The organism is Gordonia sp. PDNC005 (assembly GCF_016919385.1).
GTDB lineage: Bacteria > Actinomycetota > Actinomycetes > Mycobacteriales > Mycobacteriaceae > Gordonia.
This window is the reverse complement of record NZ_CP070351.1, coordinates 3,376,327-3,403,113: the sequence shown is the minus strand read 5'-3', so window position 1 is coordinate 3,403,113 and position 26,787 is coordinate 3,376,327. Positions and strand designations below refer to the sequence as shown.

The following is a 26,787-nucleotide window of genomic DNA, read 5'->3' as shown; positions in this document are numbered from 1 at the left end:
TGGAATGGACTCAAGGTTGCCTCGGTTGAACTAGTCGAACGGCAAACATGAGCCGTATAGACTTAAGTCCGGAACCGCTTCCGGATGTCGGACCTACAGAAAGGCAACCAGTGGACAGCTTCACTCCCACAACCAAGACGCAGGCTGCACTGCAGGCTGCCCTCCAAGACGCAGCCGCCGCGGGGAATCCAGACGTGCGACCCGCTCACATCCTCAATGCGCTCCTCGAGCAGAGCGACGGCATTGCATCACCGCTGATCAAGGCTGTCGGCGTCGATCCGTCGCAGATTCGCGCCGAAGCGAAGGCTCTCGTCGGGCGTGCCCCGACGGTGTCGAGCTCGAGCGGTCAGCCGACGCTCTCGCGCGAGTCGATCGCGGCGGTGACCGCTGCGCAGAACCTCGCGACCGAGATGGGCGACGACTACGTCTCGACCGAGCACCTCGTTGTTGGTCTCGCCACCGGCGACTCGGATGTTGCACGACTCCTGTCCGGAGCAGGCGCGACGCCGGAGGCGCTTCGGGAGGCCTTCGTCTCCGTCCGCGGAACCGGGCGAGTGACCAGCGAAGACCCAGAGTCGACGTACCAGGCGCTCGAGAAGTACTCGACCGACCTCACTAAGCGGGCTCGCGAGGGAGACCTCGACCCGGTGATCGGGCGCGACAGCGAGATCCGTCGTGTGGTGCAGGTCCTGTCCCGTCGCACCAAGAACAACCCGGTGCTCATCGGTGAGCCCGGCGTCGGCAAGACGGCGATCGTCGAAGGCCTCGCGCAGCGTGTCGTCGCGGGCGACGTGCCCGAATCCCTCCGCGGGAAGACGGTCCTGTCGCTCGACCTCGGCTCGATGGTCGCGGGCGCCAAGTACCGCGGCGAGTTCGAGGAGAGGCTGAAGGCCGTTCTCGACGAGATCAAGGGGTCCGACGGCCAGATCATCACGTTCATCGACGAGCTGCACACCATCGTGGGTGCAGGTGCCACCGGTGATTCGGCGATGGATGCCGGCAACATGATCAAGCCGATGCTCGCTCGTGGCGAGCTGCGGCTGGTCGGTGCCACCACCCTCGAGGAGTACCGCCAGTACATCGAGAAGGACGCCGCGCTGGAGCGCCGTTTCCAGCAGGTGTACGTCGGTGAGCCGTCGGTTGAAGACACCATCGGCATCCTCCGCGGACTCAAGGATCGGTACGAGGTGCACCACGGTGTCCGCATCACCGACTCCGCGCTGGTGGCGGCCGCATCACTGTCGGACCGGTACATCACGTCGCGATTCCTGCCCGACAAGGCCATCGACCTCGTCGACGAGGCCGCGTCACGTCTCCGCATGGAGATCGACTCGCGTCCCGTCGAGATCGACGAGTCCGAACGTGTGGTCCGTCGCCTCGAAGTGGAGGAGGTCGCCCTCGAGAAGGAGACCGACGCCGCGTCGAAGGACCGACTCGAGGTGCTGCGCGGAGAACTCGCCGACCACCGCGAGAAGCTCAATGAGCTTCTCGCGCGCTGGCAGGGTGAGAAGACTGCGATCGATGCCGTGCGCGACGTCAAGGAGGAGCTCGAACGACTCCGAGGCGAAGCCGACCGTGCCGAACGCGACGGTGACCTGGGTCGTGCCGCCGAGCTCCGCTACGGCCGCATCCCAGGGCTGGAGAAGGAGTTGGAGGCAGCGGTCGAGAAGACCGGCACCGATCCCGACCAGGACGTGATGCTGCAGGAGGAGGTCGGTCCCGACGACGTCGCCGAGGTCGTGTCCGCATGGACAGGCGTGCCCGCGGGCAAGATGCTCGAAGGCGAGTCGGCCAAGCTGCTCCGCATGGAGGACGAGCTCGGACGCCGCGTCATCGGACAGAAAGCAGCTGTCGGCGCGGTGTCCGACGCAGTCCGACGTGCTCGTGCCGGGGTCGCCGACCCGAACCGTCCGCTCGGATCGTTCCTGTTCCTCGGGCCGACCGGTGTCGGTAAGACGGAGCTGGCGAAGGCTCTGGGCGAGTTCCTGTTCGACGACGAACGGGCCCTCATCCGGATCGACATGAGCGAGTACGGCGAGAAGCACTCGGTCGCGCGCCTCGTCGGCGCCCCTCCGGGGTACGTCGGGTACGAGTCCGGCGGTCAGCTCACGGAAGCGGTACGGCGGCGTCCGTACTCGGTGGTCCTGTTCGACGAGGTCGAGAAGGCTCATCCGGACGTCTTCGACGTGCTGCTGCAGGTCCTCGACGAAGGTCGTCTCACCGACGGTCAGGGGCGCACGGTCGACTTCCGCAACACGATCTTGATCCTCACGTCCAACCTCGGCGCGGGCGGCGACAAGGACCAGGTGATGGCGGCAGTGCGGGCCGCGTTCAAGCCGGAGTTCGTCAACAGGCTCGATGACGTCGTCATCTTCGACGCCCTGAGCCCTGAAGAGCTCGTGTCGATCGTCGACATCCAGCTGACCCAGCTAGGCAAACGTCTCGCGCAGCGCCGACTGGACCTCGAGGTGACGCCGAAGGCCAAGGAATGGCTGGCCGAGCGCGGTTTCGATCCGCTGTACGGCGCTCGCCCGCTGCGCAGGCTCGTGCAGCAGGCCATCGGCGACCAGCTCGCCAAGGCGCTGCTCGCAGGCGACATCCGTGACGGCGACGTCGTCCCGGTGAACGTCGGCGGCGACGGCGAATCGCTCGTCATCGGCTGATCCGATCGCGCTTCCCGCGATCACTTGAAGTGGTGAAAACGCACTCTTCCCGAGCGCGTTTTCACCACTTCTTGCGTTGAGTGCGCGTACCGTCGGAATCAACAGTTCAACAATTGATGAATTGAGTTGCGATGGACGCGATCAGGTGTGAGAACGTGACTGTGCGGCGTGGATCCGTCACCGCGGTCGACGACGTGTCCGTGATAGTTCCGAAAGGCCGGATCACCGGGTTGCTCGGGCCGTCCGGGTGCGGAAAGACGACGCTCCTCCGCTCCATCGTCGGCACGCAGAAGAACGTGGCGGGCACCGTCGAGGTGCTCGGTGAGCCCGCCGGATCAGCGAGCCTGCGGCAGCGCGTCGGATACGTCACGCAGGCCGCGTCGATTTACACGGACCTCACCGTGGAACAGAACGTCCGCTACTTCGCGACATTGTTCGATGCGACAGACGGGGTGCAGGGTGCGCTCGAGGCCGTCGACCTCACGACACGCGCGAAACATCTCGCATCCGACCTGTCCGGCGGGCAACTGAGCCGCGTATCGATCGCGTGCGCACTGGTCACCCAACCGTCGCTGCTGGTGCTGGACGAGCCGACGGCGGGCCTGGACCCCGTACTCCGCGCCGATCTGTGGTCGAGGTTCGCTGATCTCGCGGCGTCGGGCGTCACGATCCTCGTTTCGAGTCACGTGATGGACGAGGCCGACCGCTGCGACGACCTGATTCTGATGCGAGACGGTCGACTCGTCGCCCAACTGACACCTCGCGACCTGCGCGAACAGACAGGTGAGGACAATCTCGAAGACGCCTTCCTGAACCTGATCCAGGGGCGTGCGGCGTGAGCGCGCCGATTCGCCCGCGGATTCTCGGGGCGACGGCAGTGCGGGTGCTCCGCCAACTGCGGGCCGACCCGCGGACCATCGCGCTGGTCCTCGTGGTGCCGATTCTGCTCATGACGCTGCTGTACTTCATGTACTCCGGTCAGTCGAGGCCGCCGGGAGTTCCCGACCCGTTCCAGCGAGTCGGTGTTGTCATGCTCGGGATTCTGCCGTTCGTCACGATGTTCCTGATCACGTCCATCGCGATGCTCCGCGAACGTCGATCCGGCACCCTCGAACGACTCCTCACCACGCCGATCGGAAAGCTTGATCTCCTCGGCGGTTACGGCGTCGCGTTCTCCGTAGTCGCCGCGGTCCAAGCCGTGCTGGCGTCGTCCGTGGCGTTCGGGCTGCTCGGCCTCGAAGCGGAGGGCTCGGTCGCGTGGGTGATCGTGATCGCCATGCTCGACGCGATGCTCGGCGTTGCGCTTGGACTTCTGTGCAGTGCGTTCGCGCAGACCGAGTTCCAGGCGGTGCAGTTCCTACCGGTCGTGGTGATCCCTCAGCTGTTCCTCTGTGGACTGTTCGTCCCGCGTGATCAGTTGCCGGGCTGGATGGAGGTGCTCTCAGACGTCATGCCGCTCACGTACGCGGTCCAGGCGCTCCAGGAGGTCGCATCGAACTCGAGCACAACCGCGCTGATGTGGCGGGACATGGCGATCGTTGCCGCATGCATCGTCGTCGCGCTGGCGCTCGCCGCGGCGACGCTGCGCCGTCGGACGCCCTAGCGTCCCGGACTGCTGGTGAAGTGAGCGAACGACCCCCACATGAAGGAAGACCCGGACCACGAGGTCCGGGTCTTCTTTCGGTGAGTCTGGATGCGATCTAGCGCGGGCAGAACTGCGTCGCGAGCCCGACGACCATCTGCAGCGACTGTCCGCGGAGGCCGAGGTCCCACGCTGTGCCCTTGACGATTTGCAGGCACTCGCCGTATCGCGGCATCACCGCGTTGTTGACATGAACAACGGCCTTGCCGTTGCCGCCCAGCAAGTTCGTGGTCACGGTCTCATCGGTGACGACAGGATCCCCGGTCGCAGGATCGCTGGCCGGCTTCGGACCGACACAGGTGCCTGCGATCGTGTAGTCCGTCTTGTCGAAGACACCGCGGAAGTTGGCGATCGCGGTGCGCTGGTTGAGGTCACTGAGATTGATCGACCGCGTCAACGTCTTCGTGCCGGCCTTCGCGTCCTTGCGGGTGGCGGTCACGGTGCACTTGTCAGCGTCCGTGCGGTTGATGACCATCACGTTGATCTCGCTGGTGCCGGACGAGATCGACACAGCCCCCGTCTCGGGCTGCTGGTAGGCGCCGACAGTGCCCGCAGCGGCTTCACCCGGTGCTAGTGCCACACCGGCCGCAGCAGCGCTGATGGCGCACGCGGACGCGGCAAGCTTCACGAAAATCTTCATGGACGTTCTCCTCAGATACGACGACAGGTCTCAGCGTAGAGGGCCCGTCAAGATCCGTGTGGACGACGTATGAATCCCGTTAAGGCATATGGCGGTCCGTGCCGAGCGGTTCGAAGGTGATCTGTGTGAACACATTCGAGGAGGTTTCGTCATGTCCGATGTGGTGATGCTGCTGATCGTCGCGGCGTCGATCGCGCTGTGCGCGCTCGCGGTGCACGGGCTCGACCGGCGGATCTCACGATGACCGGCGCGGGCACGGTGGCCGTGATCCTCACGATCATCGCCGTTGCCGTCGTCGGCTACCTGATCGCTGCTCTGCTCTATCCGGAGAGGTTCTGACCCGGTGAACTCCACCCTCGCCGGCGTACTCACGCTGGTCTTCATTCTTCTCGTCCTGGCCGCGGTCTACATTCCGCTGGGCGACTACATGGCGCGCGTCTACTCCTCGACGAAGGACCTCGCCGTCGAACGCCTTCTCTACCGAGTCGGCGGCGTGGACCCGCGATCCGGTCAGACGTGGCGCGGCTACGCGCTCAGCGTGGTCGGATTCTCTGCGGCGTCGCTCCTGGTGCTCTACGCCCTGCAGCGGTTGCAGGGTGTGCTGCCGTGGTCGGACGGCAAACCAGGCATGTCGCCGACAGTCGCCTTCAACACGGCGATCTCGTTCGTGGCCAACACGAACTGGCAGTCGTACACACCCGAGTCCACGATCAGCAATCTCACGCAGATGCTCGGCTTAGCGGTGCAGAACTTCCTGTCGGCGGCCGTCGGCATGGCAGTCGCGGTCGCATTGATCCGCGGCATCGTCGCACGTAAGACTGGACATCTCGGGAACTTCTGGGTCGACCTCGTTCGGGGCACGATCCGAATCCTGCTGCCCCTCGCCGCGATCGTCGCAGTGATCTTCGTCCTGCAGGGCGCCGTGCAGTCGTGGCGCACCGGCTTCGACTTCACGATGCTCGACGGCACGAACGGACACGCTCCCGTGGGCCCGTTCGCATCCCAAGAGGCGATCAAACTCGTCGGGACCAACGGCGGTGGAACATACGGCGCCAACTCGGCGCACCCGTTCTCCAACCCGACACCGTTGACCAACGTGGTGCAGATCCTCGCGATCCTGATCATCCCCGTATGCCTCACCCGCACGTACGGCACGCTCGTCGGCGACCGGAAGCAGGGCCTCACCCTGCTCGGCGTGATGGCCACGATCTGGGGCGCGATGCTCGCGATCGTCTGGACCTTCGAGGCTCGCACCGACGGTCTCGCGACCCGCGCGGCCGGTGCAGCGCTCGAAGGCAAGGAACTGCGGTTCGACATTCCCGGATCCGCGCTCTTCGCGGTGTCGACGACGGGTACATCGACCGGAGCGGTGAATGCTGCGCACGACAGCTTCTCCGCCGCCGGCGGTGGCGCGCTGATCTGGAACATGCTGCTCGGCGAAGTGGCGCCCGGCGGTGTCGGTTCCGGGCTGTACGGCCTGCTGGTCCTCGCGATCATCACCGTCTTCGTCGGCGGTCTCCTCGTCGGGCGCTCACCGGAGTTCCGCGGCAAACGCATCGGACAGCACGAGATCACCCTCGCCGCACTGTATGTGCTGGTGATGCCTGCACTCGTTCTGCTCGGAGTGTCGATCACCGTACTTCTCAGCTCCACCACCGGCTTCCTCAGCAACGACGGCCCGCACGGGTTCAGCGAGATCCTGTACGCCTATGCGTCCGCAGCCAACAACAACGGCAGCGCGTTCGGCGGCATCACCGTCACGAGCGACTGGTTCCAGATATCGCTCGGTCTGGCGATGCTGTTCGGCCGCCTGCTGCCGATCGTCGTAGTACTCGCGTTGGCTGGCCGTCTTGCAGGTCAGTCCCCGAAGGAGACCGACCCGGCGACTGCCCTGCCGAGCCGCGGGATCCTCTACGGCGCACTACTTCTCGGGACCACGCTGCTCGTCGCAGGTCTCACCTTCTTCCCAGCGATGGCGCTGGGACCGATCGCGGAGGCGCTCTCATGACGCTCCAGACAGAACTCGCTCCGATACCGGAGGCGGACAACGAACTCGTCACCAGCGGTGCGTTCGACGCGAAGCAGCTGGTCGCGTCGCTGCCACAAGCCGTCCGGAAGCTGAACCCGCGCGATCAGGCCCGCAGCCCGGTGATGTTCGTCGTGTTCATCGGCGCGATCATCACCACCGCGCTCGCGATCTGGCACCCCTCGGTGTTCGCGTGGGTAGTCACGGCTTGGCTCTGGTTCACCGTTCTGTTCGCAGGTCTCGCCGAAGCCGTTGCCGAGGGACGCGGTAGGGCTCAGGCCGACAGTCTCCGAAAGGTCAAGCGCGACACCGTGGCTCGCGTGATCGGCGACGACGGCTCGATCACCTCGGTCCCGGGCTCCGAGCTCACGGTCGGAATGCGGATCGTGGTTGAGGCAGGAGAAGTGATCGCGGGAGACGGCGACGTCGTCGAAGGCATCGCGACAGTCGACGAATCGGCGATCACCGGAGAGTCGGCACCCGTCGTACGCGAATCGGGAGGCGATCGCTGCGCCGTCACTGGAGGCACCGTGGTGCTGTCCGACCGGATCGTCGTGCGCATCATCACCGAACCGGGGCAGACATTCGTCGACCGGATGATCGCGCTCGTCGAAGGCGCCGCGCGCAAGAAGACACCGAACGAGATCGCCCTCGACATCCTCCTCACCGCTCTCACCATCATCTTCCTGCTCGCCGTCGTGGCTGTTGGACCGATGCAGCAGTTCGCAGGCGAAGCGGCCGACCCGATCAAACTGATCGCGCTCCTGGTCTGCCTCATCCCGACGACGATCGGCGCGTTGGTCTCCTCGATCGGCATCGCCGGAATGGATCGACTCGTCCAGCGCAACGTGCTGGCGATGTCCGGACGCGCTGTCGAGGCGGCGGGCGACGTCGACACGTTGCTCATGGACAAGACCGGAACCATCACGTTCGGAAACCGTCGCGCCACCGCGTTCCATCCCGCACGGGGTGTCTCCGCAGACGAACTCGCCGCCGTCGCTCGGCTCTGCAGTCTCTCCGACGAGACCCCCGAGGGCCGAAGCATCGTCGATCTCGCGGACTCTTTCGGTGCCCGCACTGCGCGAGTCGAAGGACCGACCGGCACCGCGGTCCCGTTCACCGCGCAGACTCGCATGAGCGGAGTCGATCTCGACGGTGTGCAGTACCGAAAGGGCGCCGCGGACTCGGTCCGCGCCTGGATCGGGGCGGACGCCACCGACGTCGACTCCATCGTCGACGACATCGCCAAACGCGGAGGCACACCGCTGGTGGTTGCGGCTGGGCCGCGAGTTCTCGGGGTCGTCGAGTTGTCGGATGTGGTCAAGCCGGGAATGGCGGAACGTTTCGCACAGTTGCGCGCCATGGGCATCCGGACCGTCATGGTCACCGGTGACAATCCGTTGACCGCGGCGGCGATCGCCGAGCAGGCAGGCGTCGACGACTTCGTCGCACAGGCGACACCGGAAGACAAGCTCGAGCTCATCCGCCGCGAGCAGGCGGCAGGACGCCTGGTCGCCATGACCGGTGACGGCACCAACGACGCACCCGCCCTCGCGCAGGCCGACGTCGGGCTCGCGATGAACACGGGAACGTCGGCGGCGAAAGAGGCCGGCAACATGGTCGACCTCGACTCCGATCCCACCAAGCTCATCGAGGTGGTCGGCATCGGCAAGCAGCTGCTCATCACCCGAGGTGCGTTGACGACGTTCTCGCTGGCCAACGATCTCGCGAAGTACTTCGCAATCCTGCCTGCGCTGTTCTCGACGGTGTATCCGCAGCTCGACGCACTCAACGTGATGCACTTGCACTCCGCGCAGTCGGCGATCGTGTCGGCAGTCGTGTTCAACGCGCTGGTGATCGTCGCGCTGATCCCGCTGTCGTTGCGGGGCGTCACTTACCGAGCAGTGTCGCCGGCACGACTGCTGCGTCGAAATCTGCTGATCTACGGCGTCGGCGGTGTGATCACACCGTTCATCGGCATCTGGCTCATCGACCTGCTGGTCCGCCTTCTACCCGGAATGGGATGAGAACAATGAAGAACCTCCTGACAGGACTCGCACGACAGTTCGTCGTCGGCCTCATCGTGCTCGGCGGACTCACGCTCGTCGTCGGCGTCGCCTACCCGGCGGCTGTCTGGGCGGTGTCCCGGATCAACTCCGACGGCGCCGAAGGCTCACAGATCCACGATGCGAAGGGTTGCGTCGTCGGATCGGAGCTGCTCGGTGTCGACCAGCATGGGGCGCCGGGGCAGCCGGACAAGTACCTGCACGCACGCTTCGCAGGTGGCATCGACGACCCGACGGCCGCGGCGGATCCGGCGTCGTCGGGTGCGAGCAACCTCGGTCCGAACAACACCGATCTCGTCGCGATCATCAACGCACGACGCGCCGCAGTCGCCGAGCGAGAAGGAGTCCGACCCGATCAGGTGCCGGCCGACGCCGTCACCCGATCCGGTTCGAGCCTCGACCCGGGCATCTCGCCCGCCTATGCCGACCTGCAGGCGCCACGCATCGCGCGGGCCACCGGCCTGCCGATCGAACGAGTGCGGCAGATCATCAGCGACAACACCGACGGCCGCCAACTCGGATTCCTCGGCGAACCGACTGTTAATGTCGCGCGCGTCAACGTCGCGCTGGGTCTGACCGGGCCCGGCTGTCGATAATCTGGACGCCATGACCGCCAAAACTCGAGGCCAGCTCGAGGTGTTCCTCGGGTGCGCCCCCGGCGTCGGAAAGACGTACGAGATGCTGGCGACGGCCCGGGGCCTTCGCGACGAGGGCGTCGACGTGGTGGTCGGCATCGTCGAGACGCACGGTCGGGCCGCCACCGCGTCAATGGTCGACGGTCTTGAGATGATCCCGCGCATCAGCGTCGACTATCGCGGGACCACCCTCGACGAGATGGACCTCGCTGCCGTCCTCGAACGGCGTCCGGCGGTGGTGCTCGTCGACGAACTCGCGCACACCAATGCTCCGGGCCTGGCCAATACCAAGCGGTGGGAGGACATCGACGTCTTGCTCGATGCGGGGATCGACGTCCTCTCGACAGTCAACATCCAGCACCTCGAGAGCCTGAACGACGTCGTCGCCCAGATCACCGGGATCACTCAGCACGAGACGGTGCCGGACGCCGTCGTCCGAGCCGCCGATCAGATCGAACTCGTCGACATCGAGCCCCGCGCTCTCCGTCAACGACTGTCCGCGGGCAAGGTGTACGACGCCGCTCGAATCGACGACGCCCTCGGCAACTTCTTCCGGCAGGGCAATCTGACGGCCCTGCGGGAGTTGGCGCTGTTGTGGCTGGCCGACCGGGTGGACGAGAAACTCGCCGTGTACCGATCGGCCAACGCCATCACCGACACGTGGGAGGCCCGCGAGCGGGTGGTCGTCGCCGTGACCGGCGGACCCGAGAGCAGCACGTTGGTCCGGCGCGCGAGCCGGATCGCGTCGCGGTCGAGTGCGGAACTCCTGGTGGCGCATGTCGTGCGAGGTGATGGACTCGCCGACAGTGGATCCGGTGATCTCACTGGGCTGCGGACACTCGCCAAAGACCTCGGAGCGAGGGTGCACACCGTGGTCGGCGACGATGTCGCGTCGACTCTCCTCGATTTCGCGCGCGCCACCAACGCGACACAACTGGTACTCGGCACGTCGCGCCGGTCGCGGTGGAGTCGGATGTTCGATGAGGGTGTCGGGGCACGGGTGGTGCACGACAGCGGACGCATCGACGTGCACATGGTGACACACGACGAAGCCAAACCGCGCAATCCCTTCGACATCCGCGAAACCAGGTTTCACCGTCCGCTGAGCTGGGTGTTCGCGCTGGTCGTTCCGGCCGTTGTCACCGGCATCGTTTATGCGGCCGATACGTGGCTCGGATTCGCAAGCGAGTCGTCGTTGTTCTTCGTTGGTGTGCTCGCCGTCGCGATGCTCGGCGGCGTGGCGCCTGCGGCACTGTCGGCTATAGCGTCCGGGCTGCTGCTCAACTTCTTCTTCGCCGATCCTCGCCTGACGTTCACGATCGCCGAACCCGACAACGTGATCACTCTCGCGGTGATGCTCCTGATCGCGATCGCCGTCGCCGCCCTCGTCGATTCGGCGACCGTCCGTCGTGTCCAGGCCCAGCGGGCGAGCCGTGATGCGGAGCTGCTGGCGCTGTTCTCCGGTGCAGTGCTCGACGGTGCGGGGGTCGCAGACCTGCTTGAGCGCGTGAGGGGGACATATCTGCAGACAGCGGTGTGGATCGAGAACGACGCAGGGATCGTCGCGTCCGTCGGAGGCGAGCCGACCGATCATCCTGACACCGTGTGCCCGGCGTACGACGGTGCGTACCGGCTCAACCTGGCCGGCTCGTCGATCGACGCCCGCGACCGACAGGTCTTGACGGCGGTCGCGAACCAGGTGGCCTCCGCCGCCGAACGCGACCGGCTGGCGGCAGAGGCTGCACTCGCCGACGAGGTGGCGCGTACCGACGAACTGCGGCGTGCGCTGCTGTCCGCAGTCAGTCACGACCTCCGGACCCCGTTGGCGGCCGCCAAAGCGTCCGCGTCGAGTCTGCGCAGCGCAGACGTGACGTTCTCGGCGGAGGACACCGCCGAACTCCTCGCGACCGTCGACGAGTCGCTCGACCAGCTGTCTGCGCTGGTCGGAAACCTGCTCGACTCGTCGCGGCTCGCGGCGGGCGTGGTCCGGCCGCAGCTGCGGCCCACTTTCCTCGCCGAGGTGATCCATCGCGCCACTGCAGCGGTCGCACTGCGCGACCCGGCGGCGGTCGACATTCCCGTCGTCATCGACCAGGCGTGGGCCGTCACCGACGCGGGACTACTCGAACGGGCGCTCGCGAATCTTGTCGACAACGCACTCCGTCACGGATCGCGTGACGTCGAGATCCGCTCCGAAGTCGCCGTCGACGACAACGGCGACCCGCGCTGCTTGATCAGTGTGATCGACCACGGTGACGGCATCCCGACCGACGAGGTGAACCGCGTGTTCGTGCCGTTCCATCAATACGGCGACCAGAACCGCAACACCTCGGGTGTGGGACTGGGGTTGTCCGTCGCGAGCGGGTTCGTCACCGCAGTCGGGGGCACGCTGTCGGTCACGACCACGCCAGGCGGGGGTGCGACGATGGTCGTGGATCTGCCCGTCGGAGAGGGGTCGTGATGTCCGCCGGACATGTGCTTGTGGTCGACGACGAGCCGCAACTGCTGAGGGCTCTGCGAATCAACCTGCGGGCCAGAGGACTCGAGGTGACGACCGCGTCGAACGGGGCCGGAGCGCTGGAAGCCGCGGCCAAGGCGTCGCCGGACGTCATCATTCTCGACCTCGGGTTGCCCGACATGGACGGGTTCACGGTCCTGCACGGTCTGCGGGGGTGGAGCACTGTTCCGGTGATCGTGCTGTCCGCGCGGACCGACGCCGCAGACAAGGTCACCGCCCTCGACGCCGGAGCCGACGACTATGTGACGAAGCCGTTCGGCATGGAGGAACTGCTCGCACGTCTCCGTGCCGCGATCCGACGGGGTGCGTCGGCCGCGCCTGCTCCGTCGCCGGTGGTGGATGCGGGGTCGATCCAGGTGGACCTGGCGGGGACCCGAGTGCTGCGCGACGGTGAACAGGTGCGCCTCACGCCGACCGAGTGGGGGGTCCTCGAACTGCTCGTCCGGGCCGACGGAAATCTCGTCAGCCAGCGCGAGATCCTCGGCGCAGTGTGGGGACCGACCTATGTGAACCAGACCAACTACCTACGCGTGTACCTCGCCGGGCTGCGCCGCAAGCTCGAGGACGACCCGTCCAATCCCCGCCACCTCATCACCGAGGCGGGCATGGGTTACCGCTTCCTCCGCTGACCTCTGCTCCTTGAGCGAGTCGAAAGGCCCGCACCTGCGTACCCTGCAGGTATGAGCGAAACAGTGGGCACGATCGCCGAATCCACCTACGTCATGCTGACGACCTACCGGAAGAACGGTGCAGCGGTCGCGTCGCCGCTGTGGGCGGCGCGCGACGGCGACGACCTCGTGATGTGGACGGTAGGCGACTCGTGGAAGGTCAAACGTCTGCGCCGTGACAATCGGGTGCTTGTGCAGGCCTGCGACGCCCGTGGGAAGAAGACGTCGGGTCCGGAGGTGGCGGGCGTCGGTGAGGTGATCGACGATTCGTCGCGCGCCGCTGACCTGATCGTCAAGAAGTACGGGATCCTCGGGCGTCTCACGGTGTGGGGTTCGAGGCTTCGCCGCGGGTCGGATGCGACGGTGGAGATCCGCGTCCGCGACGTGGTTTGACACGCCACCAACGATGTAGCCGGACGATCACCGGTGTCGATCCAGTGGGGGGCGCACGCACTGTTCACAACGTTGGAGACGATTCCGGTGCTGGGACCGGGAGAGGTCTCCAACGTTGACGTGACTACTCGGCCGCTCCCAGCAGAGCGACCGCGGCGCGGACGTACGCGCGTGCGGCGTCGGCGAGATCGGACAGTCCGACGGATTCGTCTGGCTGGTGCGCCTGGCCGTTGATGTCGCCGGGACCCATCACCACTGTCGGGATGCCGAGCGCGGTGCTGATGAATCCGCCGTCGCAGGCCGCGGTCCATCCGCCGACCGCGCCTTCGCTCGCTTCCGCGGCGGCTGTGACCAGCGGGTGGTCGGCATCGGTGGCGAACCCGGGAAGGAACATCGTGGGCGTCACGGTCACCGTCACTCCGTCGGACTCGATTCCGGCGGCGCGGATCGCCGAGTGCAGATCGCGGCCGATCTGTTCCACGTCCTCACCGGGCATCAGGCGTCGGTCCACGCCGAGGGAACACGACGGTGCAACCACCGAGATGCCCTGGCCGCCTTCGATGGTCCCCACATTCCAGGTGCCGAATCCGAGCAGTGGATCGGGATCCGCGGCGAGCCGTTCCTGATCCGCGCCGATCACCTCGATCACTCGTGCGGCGGCGTCGATGGCGTTCACCCCGTCGCTGGGGCGTCCCGAATGGGCCGCGCGACCGGTCACCTCGATGTCGAAGTACGACGCCCCGCGGCACCCGCGGACCACCTCCAAACGCGTCGGCTCCGCGACGATGCAGCCGGCGAACTCACGGTCGACGCCGCGGGAGACGAGATGTCGGACGCCGGTACCGTGCTCCTCCTCGTCGACGGTCACCACGAGTTGAACGGGACCGGACAACGTGAGGCCGAACTCCGCCGCGCGTTGCAAAGCGGACATCGCGGCGACGGCGGAGGCGATCCCGCCCTTCATGTCCGACGCGCCGCGGCCGATGATCAGATCCCCGTCCCGTCGCGGGACGAACGGATCGGCCGTCCATCCCGGTCCGGCAGGCACCACGTCCGAATGCCCGAGCAACATGAGGCCGGGGCCGTCGCCGCCGACCTGGGCGGTCGCGAAGAGGTTCGGCCGCCCCTGAGCGGCGTCGACAACCTCCACGGTGAACCCGGCGGCCTTGCACGCGTCGGCGAGTACCGTGACCGTCGACTCCTCGGTTCCTCCGGGATTGACGCTCGGCTCGGCGATCAACGCGCAGGTCAGCGCATCGATTGCGGACACATCGACGCTGTCGACGAGCCGCTGCAGAGCGTCGTCGCGTCGTTCGGTCATGGGGTTTCCCTTCTCTGGCACACGCGTCGGCATGGTTCGCAGGGCGTTCGATAGTAGGCTATCGGTGATGACCATTGTCTATTTCGTGATTGCGGCGCTCGCACTGGCCGGTGCGGTGGTACTGCTGTGGCTCGACCGTAACCGGTCCGAGCAGGTACACCACCAGCGGGCAGTGTGGGGAGAGACGCACTCCTTCAAGTTCCGCGACAGCGACTCCAAGCTGCGCACCGTCTTCCAGCGTGCCGCGATGGACGCGCCCGACCACGTCGTGGTGCGCAACGTCGCGTACGGCGTCTACGAGGGCGCCGAAGCCGTGGTCTTCGATCTCGAGGAGACGGCCACCGTGATCGCGGTCCGGCGTCCCACAGCGTCGGCCGTGACCGTCGACCTGCGGTACGAGGACGTTCTCGCACCCGCTGAAGACGACGTCGACCTGCTCGGTGCGATGGGATCGCGCGTCATGTTCGCGTCGAATCTCGACGCCGCACGCCGGATCTGCGACCGCCGCATGGTGACGCTCGCGACCGAGGCGCCCGACTACGTCGAGATCCTGTGGAACGAGGGCAATTGGGTCCTCGGATCCATGCCGCTCACCGCGGACGACACCAAGCTCGACGTCGCGCTCGACACGGTCCGTCGTTTCGCCGACCTGCTGCGCGTGCTGCCCCCGGCAGTCGATCCGCAGGATGCGCCCGACCCGCGCGATCCGCACGGCCCCGCCCGCGAAGAGCTCGCCGACGAGAAGACGGAGTCGTTGCGCGACAAGGAACGTCGTCGCCGCCTCGAAGCCGCTGCGGCCGAGACCTCGCGCTCGGCTCCTCCCGTTGCGGAGGGCGCCCGCACGCCGTCTCGCCCCGCGGCTCGCCCGCAGCCGGCGTCCGACGAGCGGTCTCGTGTTGAACCGATCCGCCGCGTGGCGCCGCGGGCGCAGGAGCCGACGACCGCCATTCCGGAGCAGCAGCCCCGGCGTGAGCGCGTCGCGCCGCCGAACCTGCCGCCGCTGAACGACCCGCGTAACCGCTGACGCACCCGCGTCACCCCTGAAGGAGCTTCATGTCGGACGCCGACCGTGCCCGCCTCGCCGAACTCGTCACCGAACTCGCCGTCGTCCACGGCAAGGTGACCCTGTCGTCCGGCAAGGAGGCCGACTACTACGTCGACCTGCGTCGCGCGACGCTGCACAACGAGGCGAGCCGCCTCATCGGAAAGCTCATGCGTGAACTGACCGCCGACTGGGACTACGCGTCGGTCGGTGGACTCACACTCGGCGCCGATCCGGTCGCGACATCGATCATGCACGCCGACGGTCGCCCCATCGACACCTTCGTCGTGCGCAAGGCCGCCAAGACGCACGGCATGCAGCGTCGTATCGAGGGCCCGGACATCGTCGGCAAGCGTGTGCTGGTGGTCGAGGACACGTCCACCACTGGCGCCTCGCCGTCGCAGGCTGTCGAAGCGGCACGGGAGGCAGGCGCCGAAGTGATCGGTGTCGCCACCGTCGTCGACCGTGCGACCGGCGCGGACCAGGTTATCGGCGCCCTCGGCGTGCCGTACCGCTCGCTGCTCGGCCTCGCCGACCTCGGCCTTGCCTGACCCTTCCGACCCAGGCCCCACAGAGTGGGCGACGGGCGTCGGACCAGCAGTGGGTCTCGGCCCGTGGGCGCAGGAACGGCCGGGCGCCACTCCCGACGATCCGCGACTCGATCCGGAACTGGTCGCCGAAGGTGACCGTCGAAACGTCGTCGACGAGTACCGGTACTGGCGGCGCGAAGAGATCGTCGCCGATCTCGACACGAGGCGTCACGAGTTCCATGTCGCGATCGAGAACTGGGCGCACGACGCCAATATCGGAACTGTCGTCCGCACCGCCAATGCATTCCTGGCTGCGGAGGTGCACATCGTCGGACGCCGCCGATGGAACCGCCGCGGCGCGATGGTCACCGACCGCTACCAGCACCTCCGTCATCACGATTCGATCGACGACCTGATCGCCTGGTCGCGCAGTGAGGGTCTGGCGGTCGTCGCCGTCGACAACACACCGGGATCGGTGCGGCTCGAGGCGACTGAACTCCCGCGACGCTGCGTCCTGTTGTTCGGGCAGGAGGGCCCGGGTATCAGCGGTGACGCGCAGGCGAGCGCCGACCTGACAGTGTCGATCGCACAGTTCGGCTCAACGCGCAGCATCAACGCAGGCGTGGCGGCAGGGATCGTCATGCACTCCTGGATCGCCCGCCACGCCGACCTCGACCAGGCCTGGTAGGTCGACACCTCGTCGAGCCGGCGGTCAGGCTCGAGTGAGAGCGAGCACTGGAATCACTCGGATGCCCGCGGTCTTCTCGGCGTATTCGGCGAACCCGGGGTAGCGGCTCGCCTGCTCGGCGAAGATGCGGTCGCGGTCGGCGCCGGTGATCTCGGAGACAGTCACGTCGTAGGTCTCGGTGCCGCGTTCGACGCTGGCGCTTCCGGCGTCGACGAGATTGAAGTACCAGGCGGGATGCGTGGGCGCACCGCCCTTGGATGCGAAGACGTAGACCGTCGAAGGGTCGTCCTCGGACTGCAGATACATCATCGGCGCGATGTTCTGCTTGCCCGACTTCCGTCCGACATGGTGGACCAAGATCATCGGGGCGCCCTCGAACGGCCCTCCGACGCGTCCTTCATTGGCGCGGAACTCGTCGATGATTCCGGCGTTCCAATCACTCACAGCAGTCTCCCGTTCGTCGTGGACGACACCAGGGTAACCAGGATCGACGCGCGCCGCGGTGTGCAATCGACGATGCCCGACTCCTCAGGCGGCCGAGAACGGGCGGTGACCCCGAATGGTCCGCGTGACAGCGCCGATCCGCGACTCGACCCTTCCCAGGACGTCGGCGAGTTGGATCGGGTCGTCCACGTCGGCGACCATCGCCACCGTGTAGCCCTTGTTTCCGACCATGAACGGCAGAATCGGCGAGTATTGGACGCTGACGACGGCCATCGGCGTGCCTTGCTCGGCGAGACTCCTCGCGTACTCGGTCGTCTCGTCGTCGAGAACGATGAGCGGAATGTCTGTCGGACTGATCTTCTTGCGGCTTCTCATGCACCGAGGATGGCTCCCGACGTTGGGGCCGCGGTGCGAAGTCCGTGGGAGTCGCCTGTGAGCGCGAAACTCCAGGCCTACGAGACCGTCAGACGGCTTCGGCGTCCGACGGGTTGTTCCGGCGACGGCGCAGCCACTCGAACACCATCGGCAGCACCGAGATCAGAACGATCAGGATGAAGATCGGTTCGATGAGCTTCTGGACGATCTCGAACTGGCCGAGCCAGTAGCCGAGCAGCGTGATGCCCGCGCCCCAGACGATGGCGCCGACGATGTTGTACAGCGAGAACACCGCGAACTTCATGCGAGCGGCGCCTGCGACGATCGGGGCGAGAGTGCGGACGATCGGCACGAAGCGTGCCAGGAGGATCGTGATCGGGCCACGCTTCTCGAAGAACGCGTGTGCCTCGTCCAGGTACTTCTCTTTGAGGAAGCGGGCATCGGGTTTGAACATCGACGTGCCGGCATAGCGACCGATCCAGTATCCGATCTGGCCGCCGATGATGGCGGCGATGGGTACGGCGATGCACAACAGCACGATGTTGAAGTTCGCGTCGGCCACCTTCTCGGCGTTCTCCGCGGTCGCACTTCCCGCAGCGATGAGGCCCGCCACGAACAGCAAGGAGTCGCCTGGGAGCACGGGGAACAAGACGCCGGACTCGATCAGGATCACGAGCAGCAGACCCCAGAACGCGACGGGGCCGAAGTACCCGATCAAGTTGAACGGATCCATGAATCCGGGCATCAGGGCGACGGTCGAGGTGGACTCGGCGAGAAGTGTGTCGATCACAGGCCCACACGATACCGGTGAAACCTTCCAGAACCCTTATAGACGATTGACGGGGGACCGCCCCGACGTCGAGAGCGACCTGGCAAACTGGAAGGCGATCCCTATTTCAAGCGTGGAAAACATCCACCGGCTCGACAGGAACATGCGCATGCCCATCGCAACACCCGCCAAGTACGCCGAGATGCTGGCGAAGGCGAAGTCGGAGGGCTACGCCTTCCCCGCCATCAACTGCACCTCGTCGGAGACGATCAACGCAGCCATCAAGGGCTTCGCCGACGCGGGCAGCGACGGCATCATCCAGTTCTCGACCGGCGGCGCAGAGTTCGGATCGGGCTTGGCCGTCAAGGACATGGTCGTCGGCGCTGTTGCGCTGGCGGAGTTCGCCCACGTCGTCGCCGAGCAGTACGACGTGACGATCGCGCTGCACACCGACCACTGCCCCAAGGACAAGCTGGACGGCTTCGTCCGCCCGCTCATCGAGATCTCGCGTGAGCGTGTCGCGAACGGTCAGAACCCGCTGTTCCAGTCGCACATGTGGGACGGTTCGGCAGTGCCGATCGACGAGAACCTCGAGATCGCCAAGGAACTCCTCGCCAAGACCAAGGAGGCCAACATCATTCTCGAGGTCGAGATCGGAGTTGTCGGCGGCGAAGAAGACGGTGTCGAGAACGAGATCAACGACAAGCTGTACACCTCGGTCGAAGACTTCGAGAAGACCGTCGACGCCCTCGGCACCGGCGAGAACGGCCAGTACCTGCTGGCGGCCACCTTCGGCAACGTCCACGGCGTGTACAAGCCGGGCGGCGTCAAGCTGCGCCCGGCAGTCCTCAAGGAGGGCCAGGACGCGGCGATCAACAAGCTCGGCCTCGACGCGGACGCGCAGCCGTTCGACTTCGTCTTCCACGGCGGCTCGGGTTCGCTCAAGAGTGAGATCGAAGAGGCCGTCAGCTACGGCGTCATCAAGATGAACGTCGACACCGACACCCAGTACGCGTTCACGCGACCCGTCGCGGCCCACATGTTTGCCAACTACGACGGCGTCCTCAAGGTCGACGGAGAGGTCGGCAACAAGAAGGTCTACGACCCGCGCAGCTACCTGAAGAAGGCCGAGACCTCGATGGCCGAGCGTGTTGTCGAAGCGTGCAACGATCTCGGTTCGGCAGGCAAGACCATCGGTCGCTGACTCGCGGCTCTGACGACAAGAAGGGGCGCCCGGAATCATCCGGGCGCCCCTTCTTCGTCTCGGCTAGCGCGAGGTCGTCACGGCTTCGTGCAGACCTTCCAGTCGTCGCCGATCTTGTGCAGGGTGATCTGTGCGGGGGCCTTGTTCGACGGGTCGCCCGACGGGTAGATGTCGACACCGACGCGAGCGGTGTCGCCGTCGATGGCGACAGCATTCACGTCGTCGAACTTCATCAGCTGATCGTTGGCCTTCTGGGCCTGGTAGGCCTTGGTGAACTCGGCCTCGTCCATCGACGTGTAGGTCGTGTTCTCCTCGCCGCACGTGATGTCACGCAGTTTCGAGAGATCACCGTCGATCATGGCCTGCTGATACGACTTCGCGGCGTCCGCGGCCTTCGTCTCGGGTGAGGTGCCGATGGTCATGTACCAGATGCCGATTGCGATGGCCGCGATCACGACGAGAGCTGCGATCACGATGCCGATCAGCTTGCCGCGCTTGCTCTTCGGAGCGGTCGGGGCGGTGGGCGCGATCACCTGCGGCGCTGCGGGCTGCGCCGGAGTGGGGGGAGCCGGCGCAGCAGGTGCCGCCGGTGCAGGCTTCTGGGCGGCGAATTTCTCGGTCTTGTCGGCGGCTGCGGCCGGGGCACCGGCGGCCGCTGCGGCAGCCGGCTTGGTGATCGCAACCGTGGGAGTGACATCCGCGGTCGATTCGACGGAGCCCTCCGTCGAATCGTTGGTGTCTGAGGTCACATCGACGGACTCCTCGACGACGTCTTCGCTCGCGGCTTCGTCGGCTGCGGGCTCGTCGGCCTCGGCCTCAGGTGCGGGAGTGTCGACGGGCTCACCGACGACGTTCTCCTCGACCAGATCGTTGCCCGACGTCGCGGCGGCGGCCGCTTCGGCCACCTCTGCAGGCACGGCGAACGCCCTCGTCGGCGACTCCGAGTCGCCGCCCTGCGGCTTGGGAGCCTCGGGGGCGTCGTCGCCCAGCTTCACGACGCGTGTGGGTGCGTCGGGTGTCGACTTGTCGTTGTCTGAGTCAGGCATGCGGCTCAATCCCGTGTGGTGTAAATGGTGCAACGCGCATACGCGCGTTGTCGAGAGTATCGAATTAGTCTGGCAACGGCCTCTTCGGAGAGTCCGGCTGAATGATTCAATGGTGGTGTGACCTCATTCGGAGACCTCCTCGGACCCCAGCCCACGCTCCTCACGGGAGACGATGAGGCTGAATCGGACCTGCTCAACGGGGCCGACCCGGCTGCGGTCGCGGCTGAGCACCCGACCGCGTCCATCGCCTGGGCGTACCTGGCTGAAGCTGCACTGGACGGTGCGACTGACGGCGCCGAGCCGGACACGGCACGAATCGTCGCCGCGTACGCCTATGCGCGCACCGGCTATCACCGCGGACTCGACCAGCTGCGTCGACACGGCTGGAAAGGTTTCGGTCCGGTGCCGTGGAGCCACGAGCAGAACCAGGGCTTCCTTCGCTGCGTCGGCGCCCTCGCTCGCGCCGCAGGAGCGATCGGCGAAGAGGACGAGCATCTCCGGTGCCTCGATCTCCTCAACGACAGTGATCCCCGGGCGATCTCCGAACTCGGCCTCAACTGACCGGAGGTCCCGCTGAGCAGCACCCCGCGTTCGCTCCGCGACGCTCATCACGCCGGTGACGAGGCGTTGCGGACGATGCGTGCCCGGATCGCGAGGCGCACCCCGCGATGGCTGTTCATCCGCCTTCGCCGACTGTGGCTGTCGCTGGTCCCCATCGCGCAGTGCGCGGTTGCGGCGGGGCTTGCGTGGTGGGTGGCCGCGGACCTGCTCCAGCACTCTAGGCCGTTCTTCGCACCGATCGCCGCGGTGGTCTCGCTGGGTCTCTCCCTCGCGAAACGATGGCGTCGCTCCGTTGAGCTGATCGGCGGAGTGCTGATCGGCATCTTCGTCGGAGACCTCTTGATCTCCGCGATCGGCTCCGGCGCCTGGCAGATCTGTGTAGTGGTAGCCGTCGCGATGTCGATCGCGGTGTTCCTGGACGGCGGCCTGATGATTCCGATCCAGGCGGCCTCGTCCGCAGTGCTCATCGCGACACTGATCCCACCGGGGCCGGGCAGTCTCGACCGTGCGGTGGATGCGTTGATCGGCGGCGGCCTCGGCATTCTGGTGGTCGCCGTGGCGCCGGTGAATCCAGCGCGACGAGCACGCCGCGACGCTGCGGCGATCCTTCACACCCTGAAGAATCTGTCGGCCGACCTCGCCGTGGGGCTGCGTACCAACGACGAAGACGCCATCTACCGCGTTCTCGCGTCCGCCCGCGGCACGCAGTCGTCGATCGAGGCGCTGCGGAACGACGTTGCCGCGGGACGTGAGGTAGGGCGGCTGTCTCCTCTCTACTGGTCGTCGCGAGACCGCCTCAAACGGATCGCCGCCACGGCGGATCCGATCGACAACGCCGTTCGAAACTTCAGGGTGATCACCAGACGTTGCCTCGGTGTCACTCAACGGGGCGTGACGATCGAGCCCGCGATCGTCGAGATCATCGACTCGATGTCGTCGGGTTTCGAGATGCTGCGAGCCATGATGATGGCGGAACCCGGTGAGTCGCCCGACCAGGCCGACGCGGCTAGAGAGATCAGATCGATTGTGCGGAAGGCGCGAACCTCGATCGCCGACAACGTCGAGGACATCTCCGAGACGGCCGTGCTCGTGGAACTGCGATCGCTGCTCGTCGACATGCTGATGGTCGCAGGATTGAAGCGGTCGTCGGCCATCGCCCAACTCCATCTCAACCGGTGACCCGCATGCCAGGCTGATTGTCGACGACGTGAGTGCCCAAGACGGTTGACATATTCAAGATTGCGCATATATTCAGGTCATGGGTAGTGAACATGGGCATGAGGGGCATTCGCACGGACCGACGGCCGCCGACCTCGCCTCTGGGGCGGTGAACCGCAGGCTGTGGCCGATGGTCGTCTCCGTGGTCATCATCGGCGGATTCTTCGTCGTCGAACTGGTGGCGGGATTCGTGTTCAATTCGTTGGCGCTGGTGGCCGACGCAGGACACATGCTCACCGACGTTGTTGCGCTCTGCATGGGCCTGTCCGCGTTGTTGTTGGCCCGGCACGGTCGGGTCACCGACGGTCGGAGCTTCGGGTGGTATCGGGCGGAGGTGTTCACCGCCGTCGTGAATGCGGTGCTCCTGATCGGAGTGGGTGTGTTCGTCCTCATCGAGGCGATCCGCCGGATCGGCACCGACCCCGAAGTTCCCGGCGGCGCGATGATCATCGTCGCGAGCCTCGGGCTGCTCGCCAACGTCGTCGTGATGTTCCTGCTGCGCAGCGATGCGGAGGGATCCATCGCAGTGCGCGGCGCATACCTCGAAGTGCTCGCCGACGCCGTCGGCAGTGTCGGTGTCCTCGTCGCAGGTGTCATCGCGATGACGACCGGTTGGGGATACGCCGATCTGCTCGTCGCAGTCCTCATCGCGCTGTGGGTGGTGCCGCGTGCGGTCAAGCTCGCGCGGGACGCGCTCAAGATCCTCAACCAGCAGGCGCCCGCTCATCTGGATCTAGCGGCGTTGAGGGCTGAGTTGGCCGATCTGCCGGCTGTGGACGACGTTCACGATCTGCACGTCTGGTCGGTCACCACGGGAATGGACGTCGCGACTGTGCATCTGACCAGCTCGGGCGATCATGAGCGGGTGCTGGCAGATGCTCGCCGCGTGCTCGACGGGCACGGCCTCGAGCACGCGACGGTCCAGGTCGAGTCGAGTGGCGGCAGCGGTGCGTGCACCGGCCAGCTGACCTGGTGAACGCATGTGGCATTGTCTGCGCGGCGACTCTGTGTAGCCTCCTGTGAATGGGTGACGGCGGAATGTCTGTACCGGTTCGGCGGACACAGGAGGAGCGGAGCGCTCAGACGCGTGCTGCTCTGATGGAAGCGACCATCGACTGCCTTGTGGAGTTCGGCTACAGCGGAATCACCACAACTCGCGTCGCCGAACGGGCCGGAGTGACCCGCGGTGCCCAGATGCATCACTTCGGGTCGCGCAACGAGCTGGTGAGTCATGCGATCCGGCACCTGGCTGAGCGTCGATCGGCCGAGGCCGTCGAGCGGGTCGGTCGGATCGCCGAGTCGCTCGACCCGCTCGACTCGCTGTTCGATCTGCTGTGGGACCTTCACGACGGGCCGCTGTTCGTGGCAAGCGTGGAGCTGTGGGTGGCGGCGCGGACCGATGCCGACCTGCGAGTGGACGTTGTCGAGTTCGAGGCGCTCGTGGACAAGACGATCGGTGAGGCGGTGGCCGCGCATGTGCCGTCCGAACTGGCGCGACCGATGCTCGACTTCGCGTACACGGCGATGGATGCTCTGCGGGGGCTGCTCGTGTCGGGATTCCTCACGCCGGGCTCGGATCGTCCGCTGCGCAGGTGGCAGCGTGCAAAAGAAGTCCTCCGAGCCGCCGCTGATCCACGACTTCTCGACTGGGCGGCCTCGGCGCGCGCCTGACCCCACGCTCCGCGTGAAGTGATAGCAGTCACATCCCTGTTGCTTACATACATTCAGGAATGTTTGTATGTGGGAGGAGGTGTGATGCACATGACACAGAGAGTGTTCGTCATCGGCGTAGGCATGACGAAATTCGAGAAGCCGGGCCGTCGGAAGAACGACGACGGGTCGGACTGGGACTACCCGGACATGGCCAGGGAATCTGGAACGATGGCGCTCGCCGATGCCGGAGTGACGTATGACCAGATTCAAGAGGCCTACGTCGGCTACGTCTACGGAGAGTCCACATCGGGTCAGCGAGCCGTGTACGAACTCGGCATGACCGGTGTCCCGGTGGTGAACGTGAACAACAACTGTTCCACGGGCTCCACCGCGCTGTACCTCGCAGCGCGCGCCATCCGCGGCGGTCTCGCGGACTGCACGCTGGCGCTCGGTTTTGAGAAGATGCAGCCGGGCTCGCTCGGATCGACGTACGACGATCGTGCGCAACCGATGGAGAAGCACATTCTCGCGATGGCCGAGATCAGCGAAGTCCTGTTCCCTCCCGCGCCGTGGATGTTCGGCGCCGCCGGACGAGAACACATGCGAGAACACGGCTCGACCGCCGAGCACTTCGCAAAGATCGGCGAGAAGAATCACCGACACTCGACGAACAATCCATACGCCCAGTTCCAGGACGAGTACACGCTCGACGAGATCCTCGACTCGCGGACGATCTACGATCCGCTCACCAAACTGCAGTGCTCACCGACGTCGGACGGGTCCGGTGCGGCCGTGCTCGCTTCGGAGCGATTCGTGGACCAGCACGGACTCGCCGACCGCGCGGTCGAGATCGTCGGGCAGGCGATGACCACCGACTATCGATCGTCGTTCAACGGCACCTGCAAGAACCTCATCGGCCACGACATGAATGTCCAGGTCGCACGGTCGGTCTACGAGCAGGCGGGCCTCGGGCCTGCCGACTTCCAGGTGATCGAACTCCACGACTGCTTCTCGGCCAACGAACTGCTCCTGTACGAAGCGCTCGGCCTGTGCGGCGAAGGTGAGGGGCACACGCTCATCGACGACGGCGCGACCACGTACGGCGGACAGTGGGTGGTGAACCCGTCCGGCGGCCTCATCTCAAAGGGGCATCCGCTCGGCGCGACCGGGCTCGCTCAGTGCGCAGAACTGACGTGGCAACTCCGCGGCGACGCAGATGGTCGTCAAGTCGACGGCGTGACCGCGGCACTCCAGCACAACATCGGCCTCGGAGGCGCCGCCGTCGTGTCCGCCTATCAGCGCGCGAACCGCTGACCGAGACCCCGACGATCGACCGCACGACCACCGGCAATACCCCGACCAACAACAAGACAGGGAACGATCATGGGACACATCGAAACCACCACCACCCTCTCGTCCGCTCCGGACGCGGTCTGGCGGGTCATCTCCGACCCGTCCACGTGGGACTCCTGGTTCACGATCCACGAGCGGTGGATGGAAGAGCCCCCCGCCGAGCTCACCGAGGGCGCACACCTCACAGCGAAGATCGTCATGCTCGGCATGGCCAACAAGATCGAGTGGACGGTCGGCGAACTGGTCGGCCCGACCAAGATGGTGCTTCGGGGGACCGGCATGGCAGGGGTCAAGACCGAGTTCGTGTTCACACTCGCCCCAGCCGAGGGCGGCAGCGCCCTCACGGTGACCGGCGACTTCGAAGGAGCGCTGCTCAAGGGCGCGCTGTCGAAGGCGGTTGAGAAGGACGCGCGGAGCCAGATCGCGAAGACATTCGAGAAGCTCGACGCACTGGCTTCGGCATGACTGTCGTCGACAACGGCTTCGACGACGCCGCGATCGGAGTCTGGGCTGAGCCCGAGGTCGTCACGGTCACGAGGGAGGCGATCGCCGCATACGCCGCAGCGACCAACGATCCCATCGAGGCACACCTGCGGGGCGATGTCGCGCCGCCCGTGTTCGGGATCGTTCCGGCGTTCGACGCCATGATGTCGCCCGCAGTCGACGTGGTGCCGATCGAGATCTTCGGGCGGATCGTCCACGGGGAGCAGGACTTCCACTTCCACCGACCGATCGTGCCCGGCGACGTGCTCACGACCCGGGCACGTGTGATCGGATACGACACCGTCGACTCCGGCACCCGTCTGTCGATCCAGATCGAGACGCGAGACGCACAGGACGAGCTGGTCAACGAGCAGTACCTGATCGGGTTCTTCCGCGGCGTCGATGCGGGCCGGAACGTCGGAGAGAGGGTCCCAGGTCACCGTCTCGACACCACGACGACCAGTCGGGAACCCATTGCCGTCGTCGATGCGCACGTGGACGACGACCAGACGTTCCGCTATGCGCCGGCATCGGGGGACCCGATGCCGATCCACCTCGACGACGAGGTCGCGAAGGACGCGGGCTTGCCGGGAATCATCGCGCACGGGCTGTGCACGATGGCGTTCACCTCGTGGGCAGTGCTCACCGAGGTCGCCGCGTCCGACGTTCATCGACTCCGGCGTTTCGCCGTCCGCTTCTCGACGATGGTCCTTCCCGGTGACGACCTCACCACTCGGATCTGGCACAGCGGATCGGCAGGCGACGCCACCGAGTACGGATTTCAGACGACTCGCGAAGGCGACGTCGTGATCACCGACGGTCTCGCGGTCGTCGCGGACTGACCAGCAC

At 66.1% G+C, this 26,787-nt stretch carries 27 protein-coding genes; 21 read left to right on the top strand and 6 right to left on the bottom strand.

What is annotated here, in order from left to right; translation table 11 throughout:
• The first annotated feature begins 110 nt into the window (after nucleotides 1–110).
• The 3 genes from clpB (at nucleotide 111) to JVX90_RS16395 (ending at nucleotide 4,266) form a co-directional block, all read left to right on the top strand.
• Complete coding sequence (gene clpB / locus JVX90_RS16405) at nucleotides 111–2,663, top strand: ATP-dependent chaperone ClpB (RefSeq protein ID WP_205329753.1); 2,553 nt, start codon at nucleotides 111–113, stop codon at nucleotides 2,661–2,663.
• Nucleotides 2,664–2,794: 131 nt separating this feature from the next.
• On the top strand, nucleotides 2,795–3,502 hold the full coding sequence (locus JVX90_RS16400) for an ABC transporter ATP-binding protein (RefSeq protein ID WP_205329752.1): 708 nt from the start codon (nucleotides 2,795–2,797) through the stop codon (nucleotides 3,500–3,502).
• Nucleotides 3,499–4,266, top strand: a complete 768-nt coding sequence (locus JVX90_RS16395) for an ABC transporter permease (protein ID WP_205329751.1) — start codon at nucleotides 3,499–3,501, stop codon at nucleotides 4,264–4,266. Before JVX90_RS16400 ends, JVX90_RS16395 begins: the two co-directional genes overlap by 4 nt.
• Before the next feature lie 97 nt (nucleotides 4,267–4,363).
• Here the strand turns inward: JVX90_RS16395 and JVX90_RS16390 are convergent, their stop codons facing one another.
• A complete protein-coding gene (locus tag JVX90_RS16390; RefSeq protein ID WP_205329750.1) occupies nucleotides 4,364–4,945 on the bottom strand; it encodes a hypothetical protein in 582 nt (193 codons plus the stop codon).
• Between the two features lie 240 nt (nucleotides 4,946–5,185).
• Here JVX90_RS16390 and kdpF point away from each other — a divergent pair, with 240 nt between their 5' ends.
• The 7 genes from kdpF to JVX90_RS16355 are packed head-to-tail and all read left to right on the top strand — an operon-like array spanning nucleotide 5,186 to nucleotide 13,251.
• Nucleotides 5,186–5,284, top strand: coding sequence for a K(+)-transporting ATPase subunit F (kdpF, locus tag JVX90_RS16385; protein WP_075051916.1), 99 nt, complete (start codon nucleotides 5,186–5,188; stop codon nucleotides 5,282–5,284).
• A gap of 4 nt (nucleotides 5,285–5,288) precedes the next feature.
• The gene (kdpA, locus tag JVX90_RS16380; protein WP_205329749.1) at nucleotides 5,289–6,953 is read left to right on the top strand and encodes a potassium-transporting ATPase subunit KdpA; all 1,665 of its coding nucleotides are present in this window, start codon (nucleotides 5,289–5,291) and stop codon (nucleotides 6,951–6,953) included.
• Entirely contained in the window at nucleotides 6,950–8,998 is a 2,049-nt protein-coding gene (kdpB, locus tag JVX90_RS16375; protein ID WP_205329748.1) for a potassium-transporting ATPase subunit KdpB, read from the top strand. The genes kdpA and kdpB overlap by 4 nt, the downstream gene beginning before the upstream one ends.
• Nucleotides 8,999–9,003: 5 nt before the next feature.
• Nucleotides 9,004–9,633 (top strand): potassium-transporting ATPase subunit C, encoded by a 630-nt coding sequence (locus tag JVX90_RS16370; RefSeq protein WP_205329747.1) that lies wholly within the window; start codon nucleotides 9,004–9,006, stop codon nucleotides 9,631–9,633.
• A 10-nt stretch (nucleotides 9,634–9,643) separates the two neighbouring features.
• Nucleotides 9,644–12,133 (top strand): sensor histidine kinase KdpD, encoded by a 2,490-nt coding sequence (locus JVX90_RS16365; RefSeq protein WP_240193926.1) that lies wholly within the window; start codon nucleotides 9,644–9,646, stop codon nucleotides 12,131–12,133.
• Nucleotides 12,133–12,819 (top strand): response regulator, encoded by a 687-nt coding sequence (locus JVX90_RS16360; protein ID WP_205329746.1) that lies wholly within the window; start codon nucleotides 12,133–12,135, stop codon nucleotides 12,817–12,819. Before JVX90_RS16365 ends, JVX90_RS16360 begins: the two co-directional genes overlap by 1 nt.
• Nucleotides 12,820–12,870: 51 nt before the next feature.
• Entirely contained in the window at nucleotides 12,871–13,251 is a 381-nt protein-coding gene (locus JVX90_RS16355) for a PPOX class F420-dependent oxidoreductase (protein WP_205329745.1), read from the top strand.
• Between the two features lie 124 nt (nucleotides 13,252–13,375).
• Here JVX90_RS16355 and JVX90_RS16350 read toward each other — a convergent pair whose 3' ends face one another.
• Nucleotides 13,376–14,572: a M20 family metallopeptidase gene (locus JVX90_RS16350; RefSeq protein WP_205329744.1), complete on the bottom strand. Its 1,197-nt coding sequence runs from the start codon at nucleotides 14,570–14,572 to the stop codon at nucleotides 13,376–13,378.
• A 67-nt stretch (nucleotides 14,573–14,639) separates the two neighbouring features.
• Between JVX90_RS16350 and JVX90_RS16345 the strand changes: the two genes are divergently transcribed.
• Genes JVX90_RS16345 through JVX90_RS16335 form a run of 3 tightly spaced genes read left to right on the top strand, consistent with a single transcriptional unit; the run spans nucleotide 14,640 to nucleotide 16,832 of the window.
• Nucleotides 14,640–15,596, top strand: a complete 957-nt coding sequence (locus JVX90_RS16345; RefSeq protein WP_205329743.1) for a hypothetical protein — start codon at nucleotides 14,640–14,642, stop codon at nucleotides 15,594–15,596.
• Between the two features lie 29 nt (nucleotides 15,597–15,625).
• On the top strand, nucleotides 15,626–16,165 hold the full coding sequence (gene pyrE / locus JVX90_RS16340) for an orotate phosphoribosyltransferase (RefSeq protein ID WP_205329742.1): 540 nt from the start codon (nucleotides 15,626–15,628) through the stop codon (nucleotides 16,163–16,165).
• The gene (locus JVX90_RS16335; RefSeq protein ID WP_205329741.1) at nucleotides 16,158–16,832 is read left to right on the top strand and encodes an RNA methyltransferase; all 675 of its coding nucleotides are present in this window, start codon (nucleotides 16,158–16,160) and stop codon (nucleotides 16,830–16,832) included. The genes pyrE and JVX90_RS16335 overlap by 8 nt, the downstream gene beginning before the upstream one ends.
• Before the next feature lie 24 nt (nucleotides 16,833–16,856).
• Here JVX90_RS16335 and JVX90_RS16330 read toward each other — a convergent pair whose 3' ends face one another.
• The 3 genes from JVX90_RS16330 to JVX90_RS16320 all read right to left on the bottom strand — a co-directional run bounded on the left by JVX90_RS16330 (nucleotide 16,857) and on the right by JVX90_RS16320 (nucleotide 18,396).
• Nucleotides 16,857–17,276, bottom strand: coding sequence for a nitroreductase family deazaflavin-dependent oxidoreductase (locus JVX90_RS16330; RefSeq protein ID WP_205329740.1), 420 nt, complete (start codon nucleotides 17,274–17,276; stop codon nucleotides 16,857–16,859).
• 84 nt (nucleotides 17,277–17,360) lie between these two features.
• Nucleotides 17,361–17,651: a hypothetical protein gene (locus tag JVX90_RS16325; protein WP_205329739.1), complete on the bottom strand. Its 291-nt coding sequence runs from the start codon at nucleotides 17,649–17,651 to the stop codon at nucleotides 17,361–17,363.
• A gap of 88 nt (nucleotides 17,652–17,739) precedes the next feature.
• The gene (locus JVX90_RS16320; protein ID WP_205332460.1) at nucleotides 17,740–18,396 is read right to left on the bottom strand and encodes a VTT domain-containing protein; all 657 of its coding nucleotides are present in this window, start codon (nucleotides 18,394–18,396) and stop codon (nucleotides 17,740–17,742) included.
• A 193-nt stretch (nucleotides 18,397–18,589) separates the two neighbouring features.
• Between JVX90_RS16320 and fbaA the strand changes: the two genes are divergently transcribed.
• Nucleotides 18,590–19,624 (top strand): class II fructose-bisphosphate aldolase, encoded by a 1,035-nt coding sequence (gene fbaA / locus JVX90_RS16315; RefSeq protein ID WP_205329738.1) that lies wholly within the window; start codon nucleotides 18,590–18,592, stop codon nucleotides 19,622–19,624.
• Nucleotides 19,625–19,701: 77 nt separating this feature from the next.
• Here the strand turns inward: fbaA and JVX90_RS16310 are convergent, their stop codons facing one another.
• Entirely contained in the window at nucleotides 19,702–20,670 is a 969-nt protein-coding gene (locus JVX90_RS16310; protein WP_205329737.1) for a hypothetical protein, read from the bottom strand.
• 117 nt (nucleotides 20,671–20,787) lie between these two features.
• On the opposite strand from JVX90_RS16310, the gene JVX90_RS16305 reads away from it, so the two are divergent.
• The 7 genes from JVX90_RS16305 to JVX90_RS16275 all read left to right on the top strand — a co-directional run bounded on the left by JVX90_RS16305 (nucleotide 20,788) and on the right by JVX90_RS16275 (nucleotide 26,780).
• A complete protein-coding gene (locus JVX90_RS16305; RefSeq protein ID WP_205329736.1) occupies nucleotides 20,788–21,231 on the top strand; it encodes a DUF3151 domain-containing protein in 444 nt (147 codons plus the stop codon).
• 75 nt (nucleotides 21,232–21,306) lie between these two features.
• Complete coding sequence (locus JVX90_RS16300) at nucleotides 21,307–22,410, top strand: FUSC family protein (RefSeq protein WP_205329735.1); 1,104 nt, start codon at nucleotides 21,307–21,309, stop codon at nucleotides 22,408–22,410.
• A gap of 79 nt (nucleotides 22,411–22,489) precedes the next feature.
• Nucleotides 22,490–23,425, top strand: a complete 936-nt coding sequence (locus JVX90_RS16295) for a cation diffusion facilitator family transporter (protein WP_205329734.1) — start codon at nucleotides 22,490–22,492, stop codon at nucleotides 23,423–23,425.
• Nucleotides 23,426–23,472: 47 nt separating this feature from the next.
• The gene (locus tag JVX90_RS16290) at nucleotides 23,473–24,120 is read left to right on the top strand and encodes a TetR/AcrR family transcriptional regulator (protein WP_205329733.1); all 648 of its coding nucleotides are present in this window, start codon (nucleotides 23,473–23,475) and stop codon (nucleotides 24,118–24,120) included.
• A 90-nt stretch (nucleotides 24,121–24,210) separates the two neighbouring features.
• A complete protein-coding gene (locus tag JVX90_RS16285) occupies nucleotides 24,211–25,416 on the top strand; it encodes a lipid-transfer protein (RefSeq protein WP_205329732.1) in 1,206 nt (401 codons plus the stop codon).
• Between the two features lie 69 nt (nucleotides 25,417–25,485).
• Nucleotides 25,486–25,920: an SRPBCC family protein gene (locus JVX90_RS16280; RefSeq protein WP_205329731.1), complete on the top strand. Its 435-nt coding sequence runs from the start codon at nucleotides 25,486–25,488 to the stop codon at nucleotides 25,918–25,920.
• Nucleotides 25,917–26,780 carry a MaoC/PaaZ C-terminal domain-containing protein gene (locus tag JVX90_RS16275; RefSeq protein ID WP_205329730.1) on the top strand — a complete coding sequence of 288 codons (864 nt, stop codon included), beginning with the start codon at nucleotides 25,917–25,919 and terminating at the stop codon, nucleotides 26,778–26,780. Before JVX90_RS16280 ends, JVX90_RS16275 begins: the two co-directional genes overlap by 4 nt.
• Nucleotides 26,781–26,787: the final 7 nt, after the last annotated feature.